General features: G+C 50.3%; 17 protein-coding genes. 2 read left to right on the top strand and 15 right to left on the bottom strand.

What is annotated here, in order from left to right; genetic code table 11:
* Positions 1 to 6: 6 nt before the first annotated feature.
* Positions 7 to 1473: a 23S rRNA (uracil(1939)-C(5))-methyltransferase RlmD gene (gene rlmD / locus M0220_RS15295; protein WP_264018128.1), complete on the bottom strand. Its 1467-nt coding sequence runs from the start codon at positions 1471 to 1473 to the stop codon at positions 7 to 9.
* Positions 1474 to 2370: a cysteine synthase CysM gene (gene cysM / locus M0220_RS15290; protein ID WP_030072505.1), complete on the bottom strand. Its 897-nt coding sequence runs from the start codon at positions 2368 to 2370 to the stop codon at positions 1474 to 1476.
* A 91-nt stretch (positions 2371 to 2461) separates the two neighbouring features.
* Between cysM and M0220_RS15285 the strand changes: the two genes are divergently transcribed.
* The gene (locus tag M0220_RS15285) at positions 2462 to 5164 is read left to right on the top strand and encodes an ATP-binding protein (protein WP_264018127.1); all 2703 of its coding nucleotides are present in this window, start codon (positions 2462 to 2464) and stop codon (positions 5162 to 5164) included.
* Between the two features lie 7 nt (positions 5165 to 5171).
* On the opposite strand, the gene acpS is transcribed toward M0220_RS15285, so the two are convergent.
* The 12 genes from acpS to rpoE all read right to left on the bottom strand — a co-directional run bounded on the left by acpS (position 5172) and on the right by rpoE (position 16350).
* Positions 5172 to 5549, bottom strand: coding sequence for a holo-ACP synthase (acpS, locus tag M0220_RS15280; RefSeq protein WP_264018126.1), 378 nt, complete (start codon positions 5547 to 5549; stop codon positions 5172 to 5174).
* A gap of 1 nt (position 5550) precedes the next feature.
* A complete protein-coding gene (pdxJ, locus tag M0220_RS15275; RefSeq protein WP_264018125.1) occupies positions 5551 to 6363 on the bottom strand; it encodes a pyridoxine 5'-phosphate synthase in 813 nt (270 codons plus the stop codon).
* A gap of 35 nt (positions 6364 to 6398) precedes the next feature.
* Positions 6399 to 7091, bottom strand: coding sequence for a DNA repair protein RecO (recO, locus tag M0220_RS15270; protein ID WP_264018124.1), 693 nt, complete (start codon positions 7089 to 7091; stop codon positions 6399 to 6401).
* Positions 7092 to 7099: 8 nt separating this feature from the next.
* Complete coding sequence (gene era / locus M0220_RS15265; protein ID WP_030072495.1) at positions 7100 to 7999, bottom strand: GTPase Era; 900 nt, start codon at positions 7997 to 7999, stop codon at positions 7100 to 7102.
* Complete coding sequence (gene rnc / locus M0220_RS15260) at positions 7996 to 8688, bottom strand: ribonuclease III (RefSeq protein ID WP_030072493.1); 693 nt, start codon at positions 8686 to 8688, stop codon at positions 7996 to 7998. The genes era and rnc overlap by 4 nt, the downstream gene beginning before the upstream one ends.
* 61 nt (positions 8689 to 8749) lie before the next feature.
* A complete protein-coding gene (gene lepB, locus M0220_RS15255) occupies positions 8750 to 9553 on the bottom strand; it encodes a signal peptidase I (RefSeq protein WP_264018123.1) in 804 nt (267 codons plus the stop codon).
* A gap of 15 nt (positions 9554 to 9568) precedes the next feature.
* On the bottom strand, positions 9569 to 11386 hold the full coding sequence (gene lepA / locus M0220_RS15250) for a translation elongation factor 4 (protein WP_030072489.1): 1818 nt from the start codon (positions 11384 to 11386) through the stop codon (positions 9569 to 9571).
* A gap of 191 nt (positions 11387 to 11577) precedes the next feature.
* Positions 11578 to 12996 (bottom strand): DegQ family serine endoprotease, encoded by a 1419-nt coding sequence (locus tag M0220_RS15245; protein ID WP_030072486.1) that lies wholly within the window; start codon positions 12994 to 12996, stop codon positions 11578 to 11580.
* A 78-nt stretch (positions 12997 to 13074) separates the two neighbouring features.
* Complete coding sequence (locus M0220_RS15240; protein ID WP_264018122.1) at positions 13075 to 13521, bottom strand: SoxR reducing system RseC family protein; 447 nt, start codon at positions 13519 to 13521, stop codon at positions 13075 to 13077.
* Positions 13522 to 13535: 14 nt separating this feature from the next.
* Positions 13536 to 14438, bottom strand: coding sequence for a MucB/RseB C-terminal domain-containing protein (locus M0220_RS15235; RefSeq protein WP_264018121.1), 903 nt, complete (start codon positions 14436 to 14438; stop codon positions 13536 to 13538).
* 124 nt (positions 14439 to 14562) lie between these two features.
* Positions 14563 to 15303: a sigma-E factor negative regulatory protein gene (locus tag M0220_RS15230; protein ID WP_264018120.1), complete on the bottom strand. Its 741-nt coding sequence runs from the start codon at positions 15301 to 15303 to the stop codon at positions 14563 to 14565.
* Between the two features lie 447 nt (positions 15304 to 15750).
* Positions 15751 to 16350 carry an RNA polymerase sigma factor RpoE gene (rpoE, locus tag M0220_RS15225; protein ID WP_030072479.1) on the bottom strand — a complete coding sequence of 200 codons (600 nt, stop codon included), beginning with the start codon at positions 16348 to 16350 and terminating at the stop codon, positions 15751 to 15753.
* A 390-nt stretch (positions 16351 to 16740) separates the two neighbouring features.
* On the opposite strand from rpoE, the gene M0220_RS15220 reads away from it, so the two are divergent.
* Complete coding sequence (locus M0220_RS15220) at positions 16741 to 17817, top strand: 3-deoxy-7-phosphoheptulonate synthase (RefSeq protein ID WP_030072478.1); 1077 nt, start codon at positions 16741 to 16743, stop codon at positions 17815 to 17817.
* An 87-nt stretch (positions 17818 to 17904) separates the two neighbouring features.
* Here the strand turns inward: M0220_RS15220 and dinG are convergent, their stop codons facing one another.
* Positions 17905 to 20034, bottom strand: a complete 2130-nt coding sequence (dinG, locus tag M0220_RS15215) for an ATP-dependent DNA helicase DinG (protein WP_264018119.1) — start codon at positions 20032 to 20034, stop codon at positions 17905 to 17907.
* Positions 20035 to 20037 lie beyond the last annotated feature (3 nt).

The following is a 20037-nucleotide window of genomic DNA, read 5'->3' as shown; positions in this document are numbered from 1 at the left end:
GGCAGGCTAGCCCTCGTATTCGAATAGCATCAGCGTTTCCAGATGCGCAGTGTGGAGAAACATATCTGCCACTGCGACTTGCTTGACGCGATAACCTGCATGCACAAGATGTGCCGCATCACGAGCAAGCGTTGCCGGGTCACAAGAAATATAGGCCACCCGCGGTATGTTGTAACGGCCAATTACTTGGCAAACTGCTTCTGCACCACTGCGGGGAGGGTCAAGCACAATCGCATCAACGTGTTGATGCTCGCTTAACAGCATTTGCACTGTGCTAGCGTCACTTAAGTCTGCTTGCCGCGCATGCACTTCCAGTTGATTAGCGTCAGCATTGGCAGTTATCCGTTCCACCATCGCTGGGTTGCCTTCTATGGCCGCCACTTGTGCGCCAGCGGCTGCTAAAGGCAGGCTAAAATTTCCAACCCCAGCAAAAAGATCCACTAGCTGTTGTCCTGGCGCTGGTTTCAACCATGCTAACACCTGAGCGACCATTTTTTGGTTAACCTCTGCATTAACCTGTAAAAAATCACCAGGGAAAAAACGTAACGTTAATTGTTTTGATGCCTCATCATTTGAAGAAGGAGGATCGTTTATTAACGATTTAACGCGTTGAATACCGAGCTCTTCAAGGTTAAGCACATCTTGCAGAGCGGGCCCAGTGTTATTACGCGCACCATTCCAGTGCAAAACAGGCGTTTCCCGCCCTAACCAGGTGCCTAGCGAGATCTTTTGCTGCTCCGCAAAACGCTGCCAGCGAGCCATATCCTGGTCATGGGCTTTTAACTGACGCACCAGTACTACCGTCGCTTCATTGGTTGCCAGCAACTCAACATGGCCAACGAGACGAGGAGCCTCTAGTGTTGCCAATAGCTGCCGTAGAGGAAGCATTAATTCATTCAGTGCGGGTACCAGCACGTAGCATTGTTCAATATCAACCAATCGGTGGCTATTGGGTGCTCGAAACCCAAGGAGAACATTCCCCTGACCATCAACTCTAACCCCAAGACGGGCACGACGTCGGTAGTGCTCGCTACTACCATCTAACGCGGCAATAGAACCTAGCGTAAGGCCCTGGCGTGCCATTAACTCAGTCACCACATCGCGCTTATGCTGGCGTTGTGCAGCAAGGTTTAAATGCTGTAAGTCACAGCCTCCACAGTAGCCAAAGTAAACACAAGGAGGCTCGACCCGCTGCTCTGACGTCGTAAAGCGCGCTTTAATATGCGCTTCGTCATACCGCTTGCGGGTCACGTGTACCGCCACATCAACGTGCTCACCGGGTAACGCTTGATCAATAAAGACTGTTTTACCGGCAGTAGTATGCGCTACACCACGGCCATCATGGGCTAGACGCTCCACCACTAGCGTGGTCGAGTCGCCCTCTTTTTGCTCAGCTTTACTGCTTGGCTTGCGTACTAGCCCCGAGTGTCCTGACGCGGGCCGAGATGGCCGCCGCTTACCCAACATGGCCATTTATAACTCCGGGGCAAATAAGCCTGTAGAAAGGTAGCGATCACCTCGGTCACAAACAATAAAGACAATGACCGCATTTTCGGTTTGTTCCGCGATCCTCAGCGCTCCAGCTAAGCCACCACCTGAGGAGACACCTGCAAAAATACCTTCTTCACGAGCCAAGCGGCGCATGTGGGCTTCTGCTTCTTGCTGGCCAATATCAAGAGTAATATCAACCCTCGGTGCTTCAAAAATCGATGGTAGGTACTCTTTCGGCCAACGACGAATCCCAGGTATGCTTGCGCCGTCCGCAGGCTGTAGACCAACAATTTGGATCGCTGGGTTTTGCTCTTTCAGATACCGGGAAACACCCATAATCGTGCCGGTTGTGCCCATTGAGCTAACAAAATGCGTCACTTCACCGCCTGTTTGCTGCCATACTTCGGGGCCTGTTGTACGGTAGTGCGCTAGCGGGTTATCTGGGTTGGCAAATTGGTTTAGCGGCTTACCCTCGCCTCTTGCAATCATTGCTTCGGCAATATCTCGCGCCTCTTCCATTCCACCTTCTTTGCTAGCTGAAATCAGGGTAGCACCGTAAGCGGCCATCGCCTGTTTACGCTCTTCCGAAGCGTTTTCAGGCATGATTAACGTCATTTTATAGCCTTTAATAGCCGCAGCCATGGCTAACGCTATACCCGTATTACCTGAAGTTGCCTCCACCAGCGTATCGCCCGGAACGATATCCCCCCGTGCTTCTGCTTCACTTAACATAGACAGTGCCGGACGGTCTTTAACTGAACCCGCGGGATTATTACCCTCTAGCTTGGCAAGCAAGGTATTGTTGCGACCGGCAGTTATGCGCTTTAAGCGAACCAGCGGTGTATTGCCAACCACATCTTCGAGCGTGGGATAATTCATCGTACATTCCTTATCAGCACTATTATGCTGCATTATATCGGTGCTGCCGTAAGCTTGACAGGCAACCTCATTGAATCAACGAGCTTCTTTCATGTCTCTAAACACGCGTTTGCTATTTGCGTTACTCGGATTTCCGCTACTTGTTTATGCCATTATGGCGTTGTTATTAGTGGTGCAAAACGAGACCACCAGCCGCGATATGCTTAAAGAACGGTTAGTTAGCGCTGGCGAATTATTGGCACCAAGCCTTGGAAACGCGATGGCAGATGGCGATTTATCTCGTTTGGAAGTTATTGCTAGGCAGCTCCTAGAACACAAAGAGTTACGCGCAGTGACACTTTTTGATGAGCAGGGTAGCCGTTTATTAGTGCTTGGTCGTTCGATGCCTTTTCCTCCCCGCCTAAATGCTCCCAATACCACTACGCTGACTATCGATGACGCCATTTGGCGATTACAGGTCCCCTTGCGCACCTTCCCCGACCAGCAATTTGAACTCGCTAATACCGGCTGGCTTGAAGCTGAATTAGATATTCGCACCCTTACGCTAGAAAGATACAAGCTTATTGCCAGCCTTAGCTTAGGTGGCATGCTACTTGGCCTACTACTTTTTTTAGCTGCATTCGCCATTAGCCGATACGCCACACGTCCCATTGAAGAAGCAAATCAAGCACTTTATCGCCTATCGAGGGGAGATTATCGGCTTTTTATTGCTGCTGCACGGCCCGCAGAGTTTCGGCAACTCGCAGAACATATCAATAGCTTAGCAAAGCATTTCCAACAGGCTCAGCATGATTTGCAGAGCCAAATCGAGCAAGCAACATCTGAATTACAGGAGTCCATGGAGACAATCGAGGAGCAAAATATCAAACTCGACCTTGCTCACCGAAGTGCTCTTCGCGCGAACGCAGTAAAGTCCGAATTTCTGGCCAATATGAGTCATGAAATTCGCACCCCTTTAAACGGCATTATCGGATTTTGTCGCTTATTAGGTCGCTCCCCTCTCGACGCTCGACAAAAAGAGTGGTTGGAGCATGTGCATCGTGCCTGCAATAACCTACTAATGCTTGTTAATGATGTGCTGGACTTCTCTAAACTTGAAGCAGATAGGCTCACACTGGAAGAGGTCGACATCGATATTATATCGCTAGTGGACGAAGTGATCGGCCTTCATGCGCCAGAAGCACAACGCAAGCGGCTACATTTAGTAGCGATGGTATATGAGGATGTACCACCCATATTATGCGGGGACCCGCTACGCATTCACCAAGTCCTTAGCAATTTAATCAGCAATGCCTTGAAGTTTACCTCTAAGGGAGACGTCATCATTCGCGTCATGCTGGATAGCCAAGAAGGCCAGCATCTGGTGTTACGTATTAGCGTAAGCGATACAGGGATTGGTTTGAGTGAAGAGCAACAAAAGCAGCTATTTAGTGCCTTCACTCAGGCAGAACCTAGCCATTCTAGACATTTCGGTGGTAGCGGCCTGGGACTCACTATTTGTAGGCAACTTATTCAACGCATGGGTGGGGAAATTTCGGTTAACAGTGCGCTGAAAGAAGGCACGACTTTTTCATTCACTTTGCCATTACTGGCAAGTTTAGCAAGTGAACGGCCGCCAGAACTTTCCCTCGATGGCGCGATTATTCGCATGCATGAACCCCATCTACCTACTCGCAATGTAGTAGAACATCTATTGAAACGCTGGGACGCAACTGTCATTCCGCTTAATAAACCAGGTAATGAAAAGTTGCTTATTTTAGGCCTTGAGCAAGATGATTTTATTAGTGAAAAAAAAGCCTATTGGCAAAAAATAATTTCTCAAGCGCCCTGCCCTACTCTGATACTTGCAAATACTACTAGCTTCGAACTACCTCTCTGGGAGCTTCCCAATGGGGGTGATATGTTATGTAAACCATTTACTCGAGCACAGCTTGCTGCCACGTTTAAACAGCTAATAGAACCCATTAAAACTGCGTCTTCTTCCGTCAATACTCAACCGGAAAAAGCACTTCCTTCTCCAACATTCACGATTTTAATTGTTGACGATAACGCGCCTAACCGTGAACTATTAAAAGCCATGCTCGAAAATGAGCACATCAACATTGTGTTAGCCGCTAGCGGTCAGGAAGCACTGGACTATGCACGCCAGCATGAAGCCGACATGGTACTGATGGATATTCGTATGCCTGATATGGACGGTGTTCAAACCACTCAGGCATTACGGCGCATTAATAATAGCTGGGCACGCTGCCCCATTATTGCAGTGACTGCCCATGTACTCAGCGCTGAACGCCAACAGTGGCTCTCAGAGGGTTTAGACGATGTACTCGTAAAACCTATCAATGAAGCTCAATTACAGCAGCAATTACTGCGCTTTTTAGGGATTGCACTGCCTACTGACGCGCTTGATGAAACACCTAATGCAGTCTCCACTACTCCTTATTCACCGCTTTCATTACCTGCGATTGACCTTGAACTAGGCGCCAGACTAGCCGGTGGAAAAACTGAGTTTGCGAAAGAGCAGTTGAAGCGGCTAATCGATAGCTTAGATGAATACGAGCAAGCAATACGCGGCGCATTTGCAAAAAACAACCTTACAGCACTGCTTGACCATGTGCATTCGCTCAATGGCATCTGTCGTTACTGTGGCGCACCTGAACTAGCCTTAACGGTTGAGACACTGGAAACACGTTTGCGTACCGGGGGACTGGATCAAGCTGAGAATTTACTTGATGAGTTATATACCGCCATCAAGCGCCTACAGGAGCAGCGGAGCACGTTATATGAGCGCTAAACAAACGTTAGCGCTCAAGCACTACAAATGCCACCGCGTACTCGGCTTCATCACTGAGCGTTATATGGGCAGCAGAGGCACCGCTGGCTTGAAAAAGACGAAGCGCCTCGCCATTTAATTGTAGGCTTGGTTTACCCAGAGGATCATTGAGAATCTGAATATCACTCCATTGCATACCACTTCTTAAACCAAGCCCAAGCGCTTTAACATACGCTTCTTTTGCTGCAAATCGCTTTGCCAAATAGCTAATAGGCTGACCTTTCACCTGCCAAACAGCCTGCTCTTCAGGTCCTAAGATTCGCTGGGCAAAGCGTGGACCATGACGCTTTACTGCCTTAGTAAAGCGTTCGACACGGGCGATATCCGACCCAATTCCAACAATCATCTTAGTGGCTGCAACAGCCATTGTGGTTGTGCTCGTGCTCGTGCTCGTGAGCATCTAAGGCCGCCATTAACCCGGCTTCCTGACCAGCAATGATCAAACGCTTCATCTCTTGAACAGCTTCCTTCAACCCAACAAAAAGCGAACGAGCAATAATGGCGTGACCAATATTGAGCTCATTAACACCTGGTAGCGCTGCAATCGCTTCAACATTGTGGTAGTGCAAGCCATGACCGGCATTAACCACTAATCCTGCAGAAACAGCATGAATGGCTGCCGTACTCAAGCGTTCATATTCAGCAGTTGCTGCATCGCTACCAGGCTTTGCTTCTGCATAAGCTCCTGTATGCAGTTCAATCGTTGGTGCCCCAGCACGAATGGCCGCATCAATTTGCGCTTCTTCAGGATCGATAAATAGCGATACATCACAGCCGATTGCACTTAAACGTCGGCAAGCATCAGCAATAAGATCAAAACCACCGACAACGTCTAAGCCTCCTTCCGTAGTTAGCTCTTCACGCTTTTCTGGCACTAAACACACGTGCGCCGGGCGTACTTCCTCAGCCAACGCTAGCATATCTTCAGTAACGGCCATCTCTAAATTCATGCGCGTGTTGAGCACTTCTGCTAGCAGCCGAACGTCTCTGGGCTGAATATGACGGCGATCTTCACGCAGGTGAACAGTAATACCATCAGCGCCCGCTTCTTCTGCTAACAGTGCCGCTTGAACGGGATCGGGATAGCGAGTACCACGCGCTTGGCGTAGCGTCGCAATATGATCGATATTAACGCCTAATAAAATCCGAGGAGGATGCATCGCGTGTCTCCAATAAGTGATATTGAGATGCCCGCTTAACGCTGTCGGCGGCGGGCCAAGTCGAGCATTAATTCTCGAGAGCGTAAAACAGTCGTTCCTAAATGGGGTGCAAGCGCTGCCCGCATTACCGCTTTCAATGCACTTGCTAAACCAGCGGGCTGCCAATCACCTTGATCTATATAACGTAATGAGCGGCCTTCTATGCCCTGCTCTGAAGGCACAAAAGCACGGCTTGCTGCATCAAACCGATAACGCATCTGAGGATCAAGTGCACCGCCATCGCAGGTGCAGAAGCGTGGCGTTGCTTCTAGCGTTTCGAGCAGCGCCCACTCGAAACGTCGCAGTGCCAAGGCCCGGCTCGCTGGCGTGGGCAGCGCTTCTAGCAGCGCGCCATAAAATGCAAAAACCTCTGGCGCAGCTAGCTCCAAAGGCAGTAAACGTGTCGCTATTTCATTGGCATATAAGCCGCAGAGCAACCCTTCTCCAGCAAGCAAAGCAGTATGTCCACGCGATTCCATCAGCATTAATCGCTTCAGCTCACGCTCCCCCCGCCACGACACAAACAAAGGAGTGAACGGTTGCAGCCGCTGGCGGGATTTAGAGCCTGGCCGTTGCCCACCGTGGGCAACGGCGCGTACACGACCATGATTAAGGGTTAATAAATCCACCAGCGCACTGGTTTCACGGTATGGCCTGCGGTGCAGTAAAAACGCTGGCTCTGCCGACATCGAAGCACTCAATCGAGATCGTAACCCAAACTTTTCAAAGCCCGCTCGTCATCTGACCAGCCGCGTTTCACTTTCACCCATAAATTTAGCATGACTTTGGTACCCAAGGCGCGCTCCATGTCTAGGCGTGCTTCACGACCAATGCTTTTAATACGATCCCCATTCTCACCAATTAAGATAACCTTTTGGCCCTGGCGTTCAACAAGAATCAAGGCACTGATATGGGTTACACGCTCAGTTTCGCGAAACTCTTCGATTTCTACGGTCATTTGATACGGCAGCTCATCACCCAGCTGGCGCATGACTTTTTCTCGCACTAGCTCGGCCGCCATAAAGCGCAAACTCTTGTCAGTCACTTGATCTTCTGGAAAAAAGTGAACGCTCTCTGGCAAGTATTTGGCAACTTCCTGTTCTAACGTTTCTACCTGAGTGCCATGCTTTGCAGAAATGGGCACTACTGCAGCAAACTCACGACGCGCGCCTACTTCCGCTAGCCAAGGTAACAAATCACCTTTTTCGTTTAAGCGATCTACTTTATTGACTGCTAAAATTACTGGCGCTTTAACATGCTCAAGCCGTTTTAAAACGGCTTGGTCTTCATCCGTCCAGCGGGTACGGTCGATGATGAACACCACACAGTCAACATCACGCAGTGCCTGAGTTGCTGCTTGGTTCATAAAGCGATTAATTGCTTTATTACGATCTTTTGACATGATGTGCATGCCAGGCGTATCAACGTAGATGAACTGCGTTTCTTCGACCGTTTTAATACCCATCACCTGATGCCGCGTGGTTTGGGGCCGACGCGAAGTGATGGATATCTTTTGCCCCAGAATCCGATTCATGAGGGTTGATTTGCCTACGTTGGGCCGTCCAACGATGGCCACGAAGCCGCAGGTTTGACTCATGACTTGTCTCCAGGTGTTTTTTCAAGATGGGATAGCGCTTCTTCAGCCGCTTGCTGCTCAGCATGGCGGCGGCTGGGACCTTTACCCGTAGTATGCTCGGTTAGCAAATCAATGTAGCACTCCACGGTAAAGGTCTGGGCATGTGCTTCCCCCTTTACAGAGACTACTTCATAGCGTGGCAATGCCGCCTGGCGCGATTGCAAAAATTCTTGTAGGCGTGTTTTGGGATCTTTCTGAGTATCTTGTAGCGAAATATTCTCAAGTCGTTCGGCGTACCATGCCAACACGCGTTGACGAACAACATCCATCCCCGCGTCTAAATAGATAGCACCAATCACAGCCTCTACTGCGTCCGCTAGAATAGATTCACGGCGATGACCACCGCTCTTCATTTCTCCCGAGCCCAGCCGCAAGCATTCACCAAATTCCATTTCCCGCGCTAGCTCAGCCAGCGTTTGGCCTTTTACCAAACGCGCCCTCAGTCGCGACAACTGACCTTCTCTAGCTTGCGGAAAGCGTTGGAAAAGCGCCTCAGCAATTACAAAATTGACGATAGAGTCACCCAGAAATTCCAGGCGCTCATTGTTACGACCACCGTAGCTACGGTGGGTCATAGCCAGCTCCATCAGCATAGGATCACCGAAGGTGTGGCCGATTCGTCGGCAAAAAGCGGTTAGGGAATTACTCACAGTGCTCCTACGTCGTTGACGTTAACTAATATGACAGCATTAACAATTTGCAAACTATATTTCATTCAATACGCCGCACGCTTGTAAAACTGGGCAAACCACCGTCCCAATGCATCCAAACAGCAAACGCTCTTCCAACAATATTATCTTCAGGGACAAACCCCCAATAACGGCTATCGTTAGAGTGGTCACGGTTATCGCCCATAGTGAAATAGTGCCCATCTGGAACAACCACTTCACGCATCTGGGGGCCGGGATCTCGGGGGTTATTGTAGATATAGTGACTAACGCTACCTAGTTGCTCTTCTAATAATAACTGCTGCGGTGAAAGCTCGGGGCCTTCTTCTATCAATGTTTTTGTAATCGGCTCACCGTTAACATACAGCTGTTTCCCTTCATAACGAATACTGTCCCCAGGTAAGCCCACCACCCGCTTAATAAAGTTAACTGCTGGCTCTTCTGGAAAACGGAAGACCATTACATCGCCTCGTTCTGGATCATCTACTTCCAGGAAGCGATGATGCACCACAGGCAGACGCAACCCGTAGGCAAATTTATTCACTAGGATAAAATCGCCCACTTCAAGCGTTGGTTTCATTGATCCTGATGGAATCTGAAACGGTTCAACAATAAAGCTACGTACAACCAACACTACTAGCAAAACTGGGAAAAATGAGCGCGAATAATCAATTGGCCACGGCTCTTTTAACAGTTTCTCGCGGGTGGGTGCATCTAAGCCTTCCGTGGTCGCTGCTTCAGCAGTCGCTAATCGCTCACGGCGCTTAGGCCTCAGCCAAAGCACATCCAGTAAATAAATAGCCCCAGACAGCGCAACGGCAATTACCAGTAATAGTGAAAAATCCATGTGGGGTAAGTATCCCTAGTCGTTTACCTTGAGCACAGCAAGGAAGGCATCCTGGGGAATTTCAACACGCCCCACCTGTTTCATCCGTTTCTTACCGGCCTTCTGTTTTTCCAGTAGTTTCTTTTTACGGCTGACATCGCCGCCGTAACATTTTGCCGTCACGTTTTTACGCAGTGCTTTGACCGTTGAGCGCGCAACCACTTGGCCCCCAATAGCCGCTTGAATAGCCACGTCAAACATTTGCCGAGGAATCAGTTCTTTCATTTTTTCCACTAGCAAACGGCCGCGGTTATGCGCATGATCGCGGTGGATAATGACGGCCAACGCATCAACTTTATCGCCGTTAATCAACACGTCCAGACGAACCAACTTAGCGGCTTCAAAACGCTCGAAGTTATACTCCAGTGATGCATAACCACGCGAAATTGACTTCAAGCGATCAAAGAAATCCATGACAACTTCTGACATAGGCAATTCATAGGTTAACTGGATCTGATTACCCAGGAATTGCATATCTAGTTGGGTACCACGGCGCTGTTCACACTCAGCAATCACGTTACCAACATACTCTTGCGGGACCAGGATGCTGGCACGCACGATGGGTTCTCGCATCTCGTCAACATCGGCCATATCAGGCAGTTTTGATGGATTCGATACGTACTGAATATCGCCATTCTTCATGGCAAGTTCATACACAACCGTTGGCGCTGTGGTGAGTAGATCAAGATCATATTCACGCTCTAAGCGCTCTTGGATGATCTCCATGTGCAGCGTGCCTAGGAAACCAACGCGGAAACCAAATCCAAGCGCATCGGAGTTTTCCGGCTCATACTCAAGGGAAGCATCATTGAGCGCGAGCTTTTCAAGTGCATCACGGAAGTCTTCGTAATCATCGGCACTTACAGGGAACATGCCCGCATACACCTGAGGCTTCACCTTTTGGAAGCCAGGTAAGCGAGGCACATCGGGCGTTTTAGTGTGGGTGATGGTATCGCCCACCGGTGCACCGTGGATTTCTTTGATGCCAGCGACAATAAAACCTACTTCACCCGCACGCAGAATATTGGTCTCTTTACGCAGCGGGGTAAAAATCCCTACCTCGGTGGCTCCCCAATCACGCCCTGTGGACTTGATGCGGATTTTGTCGCCTTTGCGCAATGTTCCGTCAAACAATCGCACTAGCGAGACAACACCTAGATAATTATCAAACCAGGAATCGATAATCAACGCCTGAAGCGGTGCATCAGGATCACCCTTGGGAGGCGGAATATCCCGCACGAGTCTCTCTAATAAAGCGTCGATACCAATGCCGCTTTTTGCTGACACTTGGCAAGCATCGGTAGCGTCTAGCCCGATAATTTCCTCGACTTCTTGCGCAACCCGGTCAGGGTCAGCCTGGGGCAAATCAATTTTATTAAGAACTGGCAATACTTCCAGGCCCTGCTCAATCGCGGTATAGCAATTAGCAACCGACTGGGCCTCTACCCCTTGAGCCGCATCGACAACCAAAAGCGCCCCTTCACAAGCGTATAGAGAGCGTGACACCTCGTAAGAGAAATCCACGTGCCCAGGCGTATCGATGAAATTGAGCTGATAAACTTCACCGTCTGCCGCCGTGTAATCCAACGTAACGGACTGCGCTTTGATAGTGATACCACGCTCGCGCTCAATATCCATGGAATCGAGCACTTGCTCCTTAAGCTCTCGCTCGGTCAGACCGCCACAGGTCTGAATCAAACGATCTGATAGGGTCGATTTACCATGATCGATGTGGGCGATTATCGAGAAATTACGTATATGCTTGAGCTTTCCGCTGGAAACGTCTTGAGACATCGAGTGTGTTCTGCCTTATGGGTATGCAAGGTGCTGTTGGCGGTATTAAACCAGCATGTACGGGCAATAAAGGTTGCCGCACCACCACTTTGCCAATGTTCGTCAAAAAGATAAGCGCTATTGTAGCGATATGCGCGGGATAGGAACAGCAGTCCGGCGAGAACCGCCGGACTGGAGAGACAATCAGCGGGTTACTTTAGACGTAATGCCACAAATAGCGAGCGACCATCTCGGTACAAACGCAAGGGTATAGCGCGATCATCTGGCAAATCTTCAACAATTCTCACCAGCTCATCTGCTGAAGAAACGCTGCGGTGATCAATGCTGACCAATATATCGCCTACACGTAGACCCGCTTGTGCAGCAACACTGTCGGGGTCTACTTGGCGTACCTCGACACCACCACTAATGTTCAGGCGCTCGCGCAGTGCTTCGTCAATTTCTACCACGGCCACGCCTAGGCGAACCTGATTATTACTGCTCGAACTATCGCTATGATCAGCTTCTGAATCAGGCCAGCTGCCCAGTTCAACCGTTTCGGTTACCTCTTCGCCATCACGCATCAGCGTTAATTCCACATCACTGCCTGGAGCAACGCGACCAATCAAGCGCGGTAACGTACTGGAACGATCAACCTCTTCTCCGTTCACTTCGATAATCACATCACCTGCCTGAAGACCACCTTGCGCCGCGGGGCCCTCCGGGTCTAGATCAGCGATCAGCGCGCCAATCGCCTCCTCCATGCCAAACGACTCGGCTAGATCACGAGACACCGGCTGAATCATTACGCCCAACCATCCACGATTAACATGCCCGTCTTCACGTAGCTGGTCAGCTACATCCATTGCTACATTAATGGGAATAGCAAAAGAGAGCCCCATAAAGCCGCCGCTACGCGTCAGTATTTGTGAGTTAATGCCGACAACTTCCCCCTCTAGGTTAAATAAGGGACCACCAGAATTACCTGGATTAATGGCAACGTCGGTTTGAATAAATGGCACATAGACATCACGAGGCAATGTGCGGTTAATAGCACTCACAATTCCTGCTGATACAGAGTGATCGAAACCAAAAGGCGATCCTATGGCAGCCACCCACTCACCGACTTTTAATTCATCAGAGTCGCCGAGATTAAGCACTGGCAAATTATTGGCATCAACTTTCAGTAGCGCTACATCTGTCTGCGTATCGCTACCCACTAGTTCTGCAGTTAGTTCTCGGCGATCATTTAACCGCACAAGAATTTCATCAGCATCTTGAACCACATGAGCATTTGTTAGCACATAGCCATCGGCACTAATAACAAAGCCAGAGCCAAGTGACTGACGTTCTTCGCTACGCCCTGGTCCCCGGCTAGGGGGTGGAGAGGGAAAGCTGTCACCAAAAAAGTGCCGGAAAATTTCGGGGATATCTTGGCCACCAAAACCTTGGATAGATGGCCCAGAGCCACGTTGAATCGTCCTACTGGTAGAGATATTGACCACACCAGGGGCTGCATCTTCAACCAACTTGGTAAAGTCAGGAAGGGTTTGCGCGTGGGCATTTTGCCCCACAGCCAAAAGTGCCATAAAGCACAGCCAAAGTACGGAAGGAAGAACCAAGCGCTTCATGCAACAGCTCCTAATCAAGCAAGTACTGACCACGTACTAAACGTAAGGAAGTGCAACTCTCAGCGAGTTACAGGAGTATCAACTGACCAAGCGTGGACGGAAGCGTTCCACTCGCCCACGCAGAAGGTATTTTAGGATGACCATAGAAACGATTAACGTACTAAAAAATAGCAGCGCGCAAAACCAATCACTCACTCCCCTACCCGCCGCAGCCCCAGAGATGATAATAGAAAACAGAAGGGGCAACGCATAAACAAGCAGAGCCAGCACGCTGACGTCACTTTTCTCGACAGTGAACGAAACTAAGCTACCTAGTGGATAACGGTTTGCATAGTGTGAGGGCAAACCACCTGGATCAATAACAGTGTGCGGCTGACGACGAGCTAACAGCCCCACGCCACAACCACGTCCTTCAGCACATCTCTGACAAGCAACATTGCTCGACACATCAACCACGAGTCCTGTTGTCGAGTGAGCAATGACAGTGCCTGAACGTACAATAGCTTTGCAATTTGTAGTGTTCACAACGAGATACCCAATTACTCAAATTGCACTGACTGAACAATTCGTTGCAGCAACTCAGCAGGTAGCTCACCGATGCCGATTAATTGCCAGGTCTGGTCTCCAGCATCTATCAATGACACAGCAGCGGTAGACACACCTATGCGGTGAACACCCTCTTGCAACATTGATTGACTAACGGGCGATACAAACACACTCACGGCCGCTAAGCCATCGCTGTACACACGCTGATTACTTTGCAGCCCCGGCTCTACAGGTTGCTCAACAAACCCTTCTGGCAGCCAAGTTGCCTGCCAAGACTGGTCAAGCACGCGTGAATCTTTAACGCGAAGCACTTCACGACCAATATCACCCCTAACATCCCCTTTATACGCTGAGGGAGAGTGAAGCTGGGTGATCTGGAAAGTTTCGAGTACCCGACCTTGAGCATCACTAAGTACGTGCTTAAGCAATAACCCTGTCGCTTGATCGACCCACCAAGCGTGATGGTACCGCTGGCTATCACTTGGTGAAAAGCGAAGTTCTACGGCATCTCTCTCGGCTACCCGTGTTTGATCTTTAAGCTCAATGTCATAGTGCTCAGCAACATGATCTGCCCATGCTTCTGGAGAGAGCGGATCGGCATCGCTGGAGGGAAACCACGCCAAATGACCCGCGATAGATCGGCGTTCGACGCTCACCGAGGGACCATCCAGATGCTGAACAACTTGTTGACGAACGCCATCTCGGATGCGGTGGGAGAGTGCCAACGTTCTTACCCCGATAGCATCTATAGACACCGCCCGCGCTTGAAACTCAAAGCAGTGCCCTGCATATACGCTGGCTACAAGCCATTCATGGGCAGTGTTAGAAGGGAACTGGTCAAGTGCGTCTACACAAGAAAGCGATGGATAGCTATCAGCTTTCAGCTGGAGAGGCATTAAGCTGGCACCCAATACGCATAGGCTGACCACGAGCTTGCCTCTCCAGCATGGATATTTTCCAATCACGTTACCAGCCACGTAGGCCCTCGCTTAGTGAAAAAAAGGTAGGCCAATGTGCCTGTCAACGTTGCCCTAAAGGTTCTGTTACTGACGAAGAGCGCATTAATGGCATCCAGCTATCACCGCTCCCACCTGCCGCACCTTGCGCATGCTGTTCAAGATATGATTTGAGCAAACGGATCTGGTCAGCATCAATGGCCATTGTCTGTTGAGACATATCTCCTTGAGGCGCAGTCGGTGTAGAGAAGCCAGCATCGCTAACATTCATAAAACCGCTTTGGCCAGATTGACCACTAATCCGAAATGGCGTTTGTTCAAACATCGGCATTTCGGACGATGTCATTGAGGCCGGCTGAGGAGCTGATAAATTAACAGGCTGAACCTGCAAGCCACCACCTGACTGCGCTGCAATGCTATCGCCGGCACCCTGTGAACTACCTGGCGACGTATTGCCGTTGCTAAAAAACTGCACGCCGGTTATTACCATGAGCGAGACAGCCGCCGCTACCCCTGCACCACGAGCAAAAGAAAGCCCACCAGAACGAGCAGGAGTAACCACAGTGTCGTTTTCAAGGACCGGTGCCGGCTCATCACGCAATCGATCCATGATGCCAGCCGAAAGATCAATGCTTACATCTACGTTTCGTTCACGCTGCATCATGCTGCGCGCCAAATGATAGCGCCGCCACGTCTCTGCTGCATCAGAATCATCAGGCAGAGACTTCAACACTCGGCGCAATTCAAGCTCGTCACTTTCGCTATCCATCAACGCTGAAAGCGACTCCCGTGTGTTATGACTCATACTTCACACCCTCACACTGTGTTAAAAGAAGCGCTGCGATGACACTGCTAACGAGTGTTTATCAACCCAGCAACTCCACAGGCCAAGACCTTGTTTCAAATCGCCAATTTTTAAACGCTTAATAATCAGTAGCTTTAACTATTCGCTACCGAAACTTCCTCACTAAGCGTGGCACGTTCACTTGGCGCTTAATCGACCTAACTAAGATCGTCAGGTTCTATGACGCTTCGCTTTCCAGACAGTTCACAAAAAATGTAAAAACGTAATCAAATGTGAATGTGAAGCAATGTTTTGCCACTAGCACCCGTTGCTCATCCAGCAGCTCCTCATCTGGGAACTGCTTTCCATAGGGTTTAAAACAGCGCTTAAGGGTTCAAAACAGAGCTTAAAAACACGATTTAAAAGCAGCACTATCTATTAACAAGCTTGCCACCACACTTCAGACCCTTACTCTTCGCGGCTGTTCCGTGCCGTTGTTACTAATGGACGAATATGCTCATCAACTGCTTCACGGGCGCGGAAAATGCGCGAGCGCACTGTTCCCACAGGGCACTGCATTACCTGGGCAATATCTTCATAAGCCAAGCCGTCTAGTTCACGCAGCGTAATCGCGGTACGTAGGTCATCCGGCAGGTTCTCAATGGCTTCGTAAACGGCAGCTTCTAATTGATCACGGGCAATCGATGCTTCTGGCGACTCAGCGTCAGCCAGCCGCCCACTCTGGTCTACCAGTTCAGCATCAACGATATCAAGGTCGCTCCCTGGAGGCCGACGGCCCCGTGACACTAAATGGTTTTTAGCCGTATTGATCGCAATGCGGTACATCCAGGTATAAAAAGCGCTTTCAGCGCGAAATTTACCAAGCGCTCGGTACGCTTTAATAAACGCTTCTTGCGCTACATCTTGTACTTCAGAGTGGTCGTGAACATAACGGCCAATCAACCCAATAATTTTGTGCTGATATTTTTTTACCAGTAGATCGAAAGCACGTGTATCACCTTTTTGGGCACGTTCAACCAACTGCTGGTCTGTTTCACGGGTGCCCATTCACACCCCCCTCCCGCTCGTGCGACGCACGCCGAGCGCTATCTCTCTTCGCCCTTTCATGTGGGCCTTCACAGCAAGCAGCATAGTGTCCCTTGGGCATTGGTTAATCTTAATAATGACAGATGGTAGAAAATGATTCGTCTACCACATTGAGTGTTAAAAATGTCCAATGGTACTTAGTGTTACGCGTTCTTAGCGAGGCATCAAGCGCTTACACTCTCTGCTTCCCTTTTTTACTCTCAACTGGAACCTTAGATTGATCCAAAGGTCCTTAGAATCTTGACCATGACACTTTTCGATTAGAACAAGTTCCGCAACAATTGATTTTTACCCGCCTGACACGCCATAGTAGAGCCACTTTTAGTCCATAGCGCACGCACAGGTAGCATGATGTCAGATCAGCAGGTTAGTAACCTTAACGTCCTTGCACAGGATGTTCTTACCACCCCCGCAGCCCTCAAGCAGACCATTCCGTTGACGGAAACTGCAGAACGCTCTGTTATAGAGGGCCGTCGTACCATTCAAAACATCCTCGATGGCAAAGATCACCGGCTTCTCGTTGTCGTTGGCCCATGCTCTATCCATGATGTGGATGCCGCACTGGACTACGCACGACGTCTACGTAAATTAGCAGATCAAGTAAATGACAGCCTTTTTATTGTCATGCGCGTTTATTTCGAAAAACCCCGTACTACCGTCGGTTGGAAAGGGCTGATTAACGACCCGCATCTTAACGACTCTTTCGAAATTGATGAAGGCCTGCATATCGCGCGCAAGTTACTGGTGGACCTAGCTGAAATTGGCCTACCGCTTGCAACGGAAGCGCTAGACCCGATTTCACCGCAGTATATGCAAGACTGCATCAGTTGGTCAGCGATTGGTGCACGCACTACAGAATCGCAAACCCACCGGGAAATGGCCTCTGGACTCTCTTGCCCGGTAGGTTTCAAAAATGGTACCGACGGCAGCCTAGACGTTGCCATTAACGCCCTACAGTCTGTTGCTAGTCCTCACAATTTCCTGGGCATCAACAATGAAGGTCAAGTCGCTATTATTCGTACCCGAGGTAACGCTTATGGCCACGTCGTCCTTCGCGGCGGCAATGGCAAACCCAATTATGACAGCGTCAGCGTTGCCCTAGCAGAAAAAGAGCTGAAAAAAGCCGACCTTTCCGCCAACATTATGATCGATTGCTCGCACGCCAATTCTAATAAAGATGCTGGCCTACAGCCGCTGGTGCTCGAAAATGTCACCAACCAAATATTGGAAGGCAACACCTCCATTATCGGTCTGATGGTTGAGTCAAACATTGGCTGGGGCAATCAGAAAGTGCCTGCCGATCTTAGTCAGCTAACATACGGCGTTTCTATCACTGATGCCTGTATTGACTGGGACACAACGGTCGACACCTTTACCCGCATGAACGAGAAACTTGCTCCGGTGCTCGCCAAGCGCATCGCCCAGTAAGAACACGGCTAGCAAGCAAGCGACCCCTCAAGGCAATTAGCCTTAGCGGGGCGTTTGTTTGCTAGATGATATGACGACATTTTGTTACTACATGATTTCTCGCTTGAACGGCGGCAATGCATCTAACAACGCCTGACCATACCGACGCGTAATGACCCGACGATCTAGCAACGTAATGACACCTCTGTCGCTCTCCTTGCGTATCAAACGCCCACAGGCTTGTACTAGCTTGATTGACGCATCCGGAACGCTAATCCGCATAAACGGGTTTCCGCCCTGGCTTTCAATCCACTCAGCTAGCGTAGCTCCCACTGGATCATCCGGCACCGCAAATGGTAGCCGTGTAATCACCACATGGGTGAGATAGTCGCCAGGCAAGTCGATACCTTCAGCAAAACTGGCCAGGCCAAAAATAATACTCCCTTTGTTATCATCAACTGCCGCACGATGGCGCTCAAGCAATTCGCGCTTGGGAAGCGCATCCTGCGCCAACACCCGCTCCTTAGCTGACGCAGGTAAGGCTTTTTCCACCGCTCGCAGCTGCGCCCGAGAAGAAAACAGCACCAGCACCGCTTCGTCAGCTCCCAACTGGGTCACGAAATTAACGATGGCGCTTTCATGGGCATCGCGATCACTAGGATCAGTTGCCTCTCTAGGCACACGCAAAATAGCATTGGCGTAATCAAAGGGACTCGGCAACGCCTGATAGCGATAGCGGTTTGCTAACCCAGCGCGCTCCTGAATACGTTCAAACCGCCCTAATGCAGTCAGCGTCGCCGATGTTACTACCGCACCATGGCAGCGCCCCCACAAATGTTTTGCAAGCGTATGTGCCGCGGATACCGGACTTGCCGAAAACTCTATTTCTGGCTCCCCCGCCACACGACTAAGGGTAATCCAGCGAGCGCTCGGCGGCGCATTGGCAGCATCTAGTTCGCTGAATGCTTGCCAAAGTGCATGGGCTTCCAGCGAACGCCCATGAAGCAGTGCAATCAGCGGCAACCATGCCTCAGCTTGCTCTCTATCCAAGCCAGTTTGCTTATCCGGGTCGAGGCTTTCGCGCAGGATGTCACTAATGCTTTCCAGACTGCGTGACAGCGTGGCAAACATGACTAACAGCTGCTGGGCTTGTTCGCGAAGTGCTTCAGGCACTTGGCCTTTCTCAAAACGCAGCTGATGGTTGGCCTCTTCATCCGACAGGCCGTTTTCTCGCCCGGCCAGCTGGTGGCCCATACTAAATACATCGCCCAAAGCAGGCTCTAAGCTATGCAGCAGCTCAGGCAATCCAGCGAGCAAGCGCGCAATTGTCGGTTGAACCGCTAACCCCTGATGCAGATCCGTCAAACTGCTCTTCAGAGTTTTAAGCCAACGCAAACAACCGTGTACCGCAAAGCGGTGAGCAAAATGAGAGAGCGCCTTATCAGGCAGATGATGGCCTTCATCAAAAATGAAAATGCAGTCGGCAGGGTCCGGTAAAATAGCACCGCCACCCAGCGCCAGGTCAGCAAGCACCAGATCATGGTTAGCGACGATAACATCGGCATTTTCCAGCTCACGGCGGGAACGAAAAAAGGCGCAAGCACCAAAATGACCACAGCGACGGCCTGTGCATTGACGATGATCCACCGTTAGCTGCCGCCAATGGCCATCGTCGATCGACGCCGACCATGTATCGCGATCGCCTTCCCATTCGCCTTTACCGTAAGCCTCCGCCATATCGGTGGCTAATAGCGAAAAGTCACTGCTGTGGGATTGAAGTGACTGCTCAAATAGCGACAGCGTCGGGTTTGGCTCAACGCCTTCTTCTAACGCCTGGTCAAGACGTGCAACACACACGTACCTGCCACGCCCTTTTGCCAAGGCATAACGAAAAGCAATACCGCTATGACTGGCAAGCGAAGGCAAATCTTGATTAAGCACCTGCTCCTGCAGTGCCACCGTGGCAGTGGAAACAATCAGTCGCTTTCCCTGCGCTTTGGCTATTGGCAAGGCAGCGATCAGGTACGCCAGCGTTTTACCGGTTCCGGTTCCCGCCTCCAGCACGCACACATGATTATCGTTTGTGCGCTTGCCTTCGCCGTCCTGCTCAATGCCACCTAGCGTACGAGCAATTTCTGCGATCATCAGACGCTGGCCGTAGCGTGGCGTCAGCTCAAGCCTCTCCACCACGCGACGATAGGCGTCTTGAATATCGCTTTTCAGCGCATTATCGAGCATGCG

It is taken from the genome of Halomonas qinghailakensis, from assembly GCF_025820815.1.
Lineage (GTDB): Bacteria > Pseudomonadota > Gammaproteobacteria > Pseudomonadales > Halomonadaceae > Vreelandella > Vreelandella qaidamensis.
Note: the sequence above shows the minus strand (reverse complement) of the source record. Positions and strands in the feature narration are given on the sequence as shown.

What these genes read in the sequence shown, in the direction of transcription:
- rlmD (WP_264018128.1), bottom strand. Translation starts at nt 1,473, where the DNA reads ATGGCCATGTTGGGTAAGCGGCGGCCATCTCGGCCCGCGTCAGGACAC.
- cysM (WP_030072505.1), bottom strand. Translation starts at nt 2,370, where the DNA reads ATGAATTATCCCACGCTCGAAGATGTGGTTGGCAATACACCGCTGGTT.
- M0220_RS15285 (WP_264018127.1), top strand. Translation starts at nt 2,462, where the DNA reads ATGTCTCTAAACACGCGTTTGCTATTTGCGTTACTCGGATTTCCGCTA.
- acpS (WP_264018126.1), bottom strand. Translation starts at nt 5,549, where the DNA reads ATGATTGTTGGAATTGGGTCGGATATCGCCCGTGTCGAACGCTTTACT.
- pdxJ (WP_264018125.1), bottom strand. Translation starts at nt 6,363, where the DNA reads ATGCATCCTCCTCGGATTTTATTAGGCGTTAATATCGATCATATTGCG.
- recO (WP_264018124.1), bottom strand. Translation starts at nt 7,091, where the DNA reads ATGTCGGCAGAGCCAGCGTTTTTACTGCACCGCAGGCCATACCGTGAA.
- era (WP_030072495.1), bottom strand. Translation starts at nt 7,999, where the DNA reads ATGAGTCAAACCTGCGGCTTCGTGGCCATCGTTGGACGGCCCAACGTA.
- lepB (WP_264018123.1), bottom strand. Translation starts at nt 9,553, where the DNA reads ATGGATTTTTCACTATTACTGGTAATTGCCGTTGCGCTGTCTGGGGCT.
- lepA (WP_030072489.1), bottom strand. Translation starts at nt 11,386, where the DNA reads ATGTCTCAAGACGTTTCCAGCGGAAAGCTCAAGCATATACGTAATTTC.
- M0220_RS15245 (WP_030072486.1), bottom strand. Translation starts at nt 12,996, where the DNA reads ATGAAGCGCTTGGTTCTTCCTTCCGTACTTTGGCTGTGCTTTATGGCA.
- M0220_RS15235 (WP_264018121.1), bottom strand. Translation starts at nt 14,438, where the DNA reads ATGCCTCTCCAGCTGAAAGCTGATAGCTATCCATCGCTTTCTTGTGTA.
- M0220_RS15230 (WP_264018120.1), bottom strand. Translation starts at nt 15,303, where the DNA reads ATGAGTCATAACACACGGGAGTCGCTTTCAGCGTTGATGGATAGCGAA.
- rpoE (WP_030072479.1), bottom strand. Translation starts at nt 16,350, where the DNA reads ATGGGCACCCGTGAAACAGACCAGCAGTTGGTTGAACGTGCCCAAAAA.
- M0220_RS15220 (WP_030072478.1), top strand. Translation starts at nt 16,741, where the DNA reads ATGTCAGATCAGCAGGTTAGTAACCTTAACGTCCTTGCACAGGATGTT.
- dinG (WP_264018119.1), bottom strand. Translation starts at nt 20,034, where the DNA reads ATGCTCGATAATGCGCTGAAAAGCGATATTCAAGACGCCTATCGTCGC.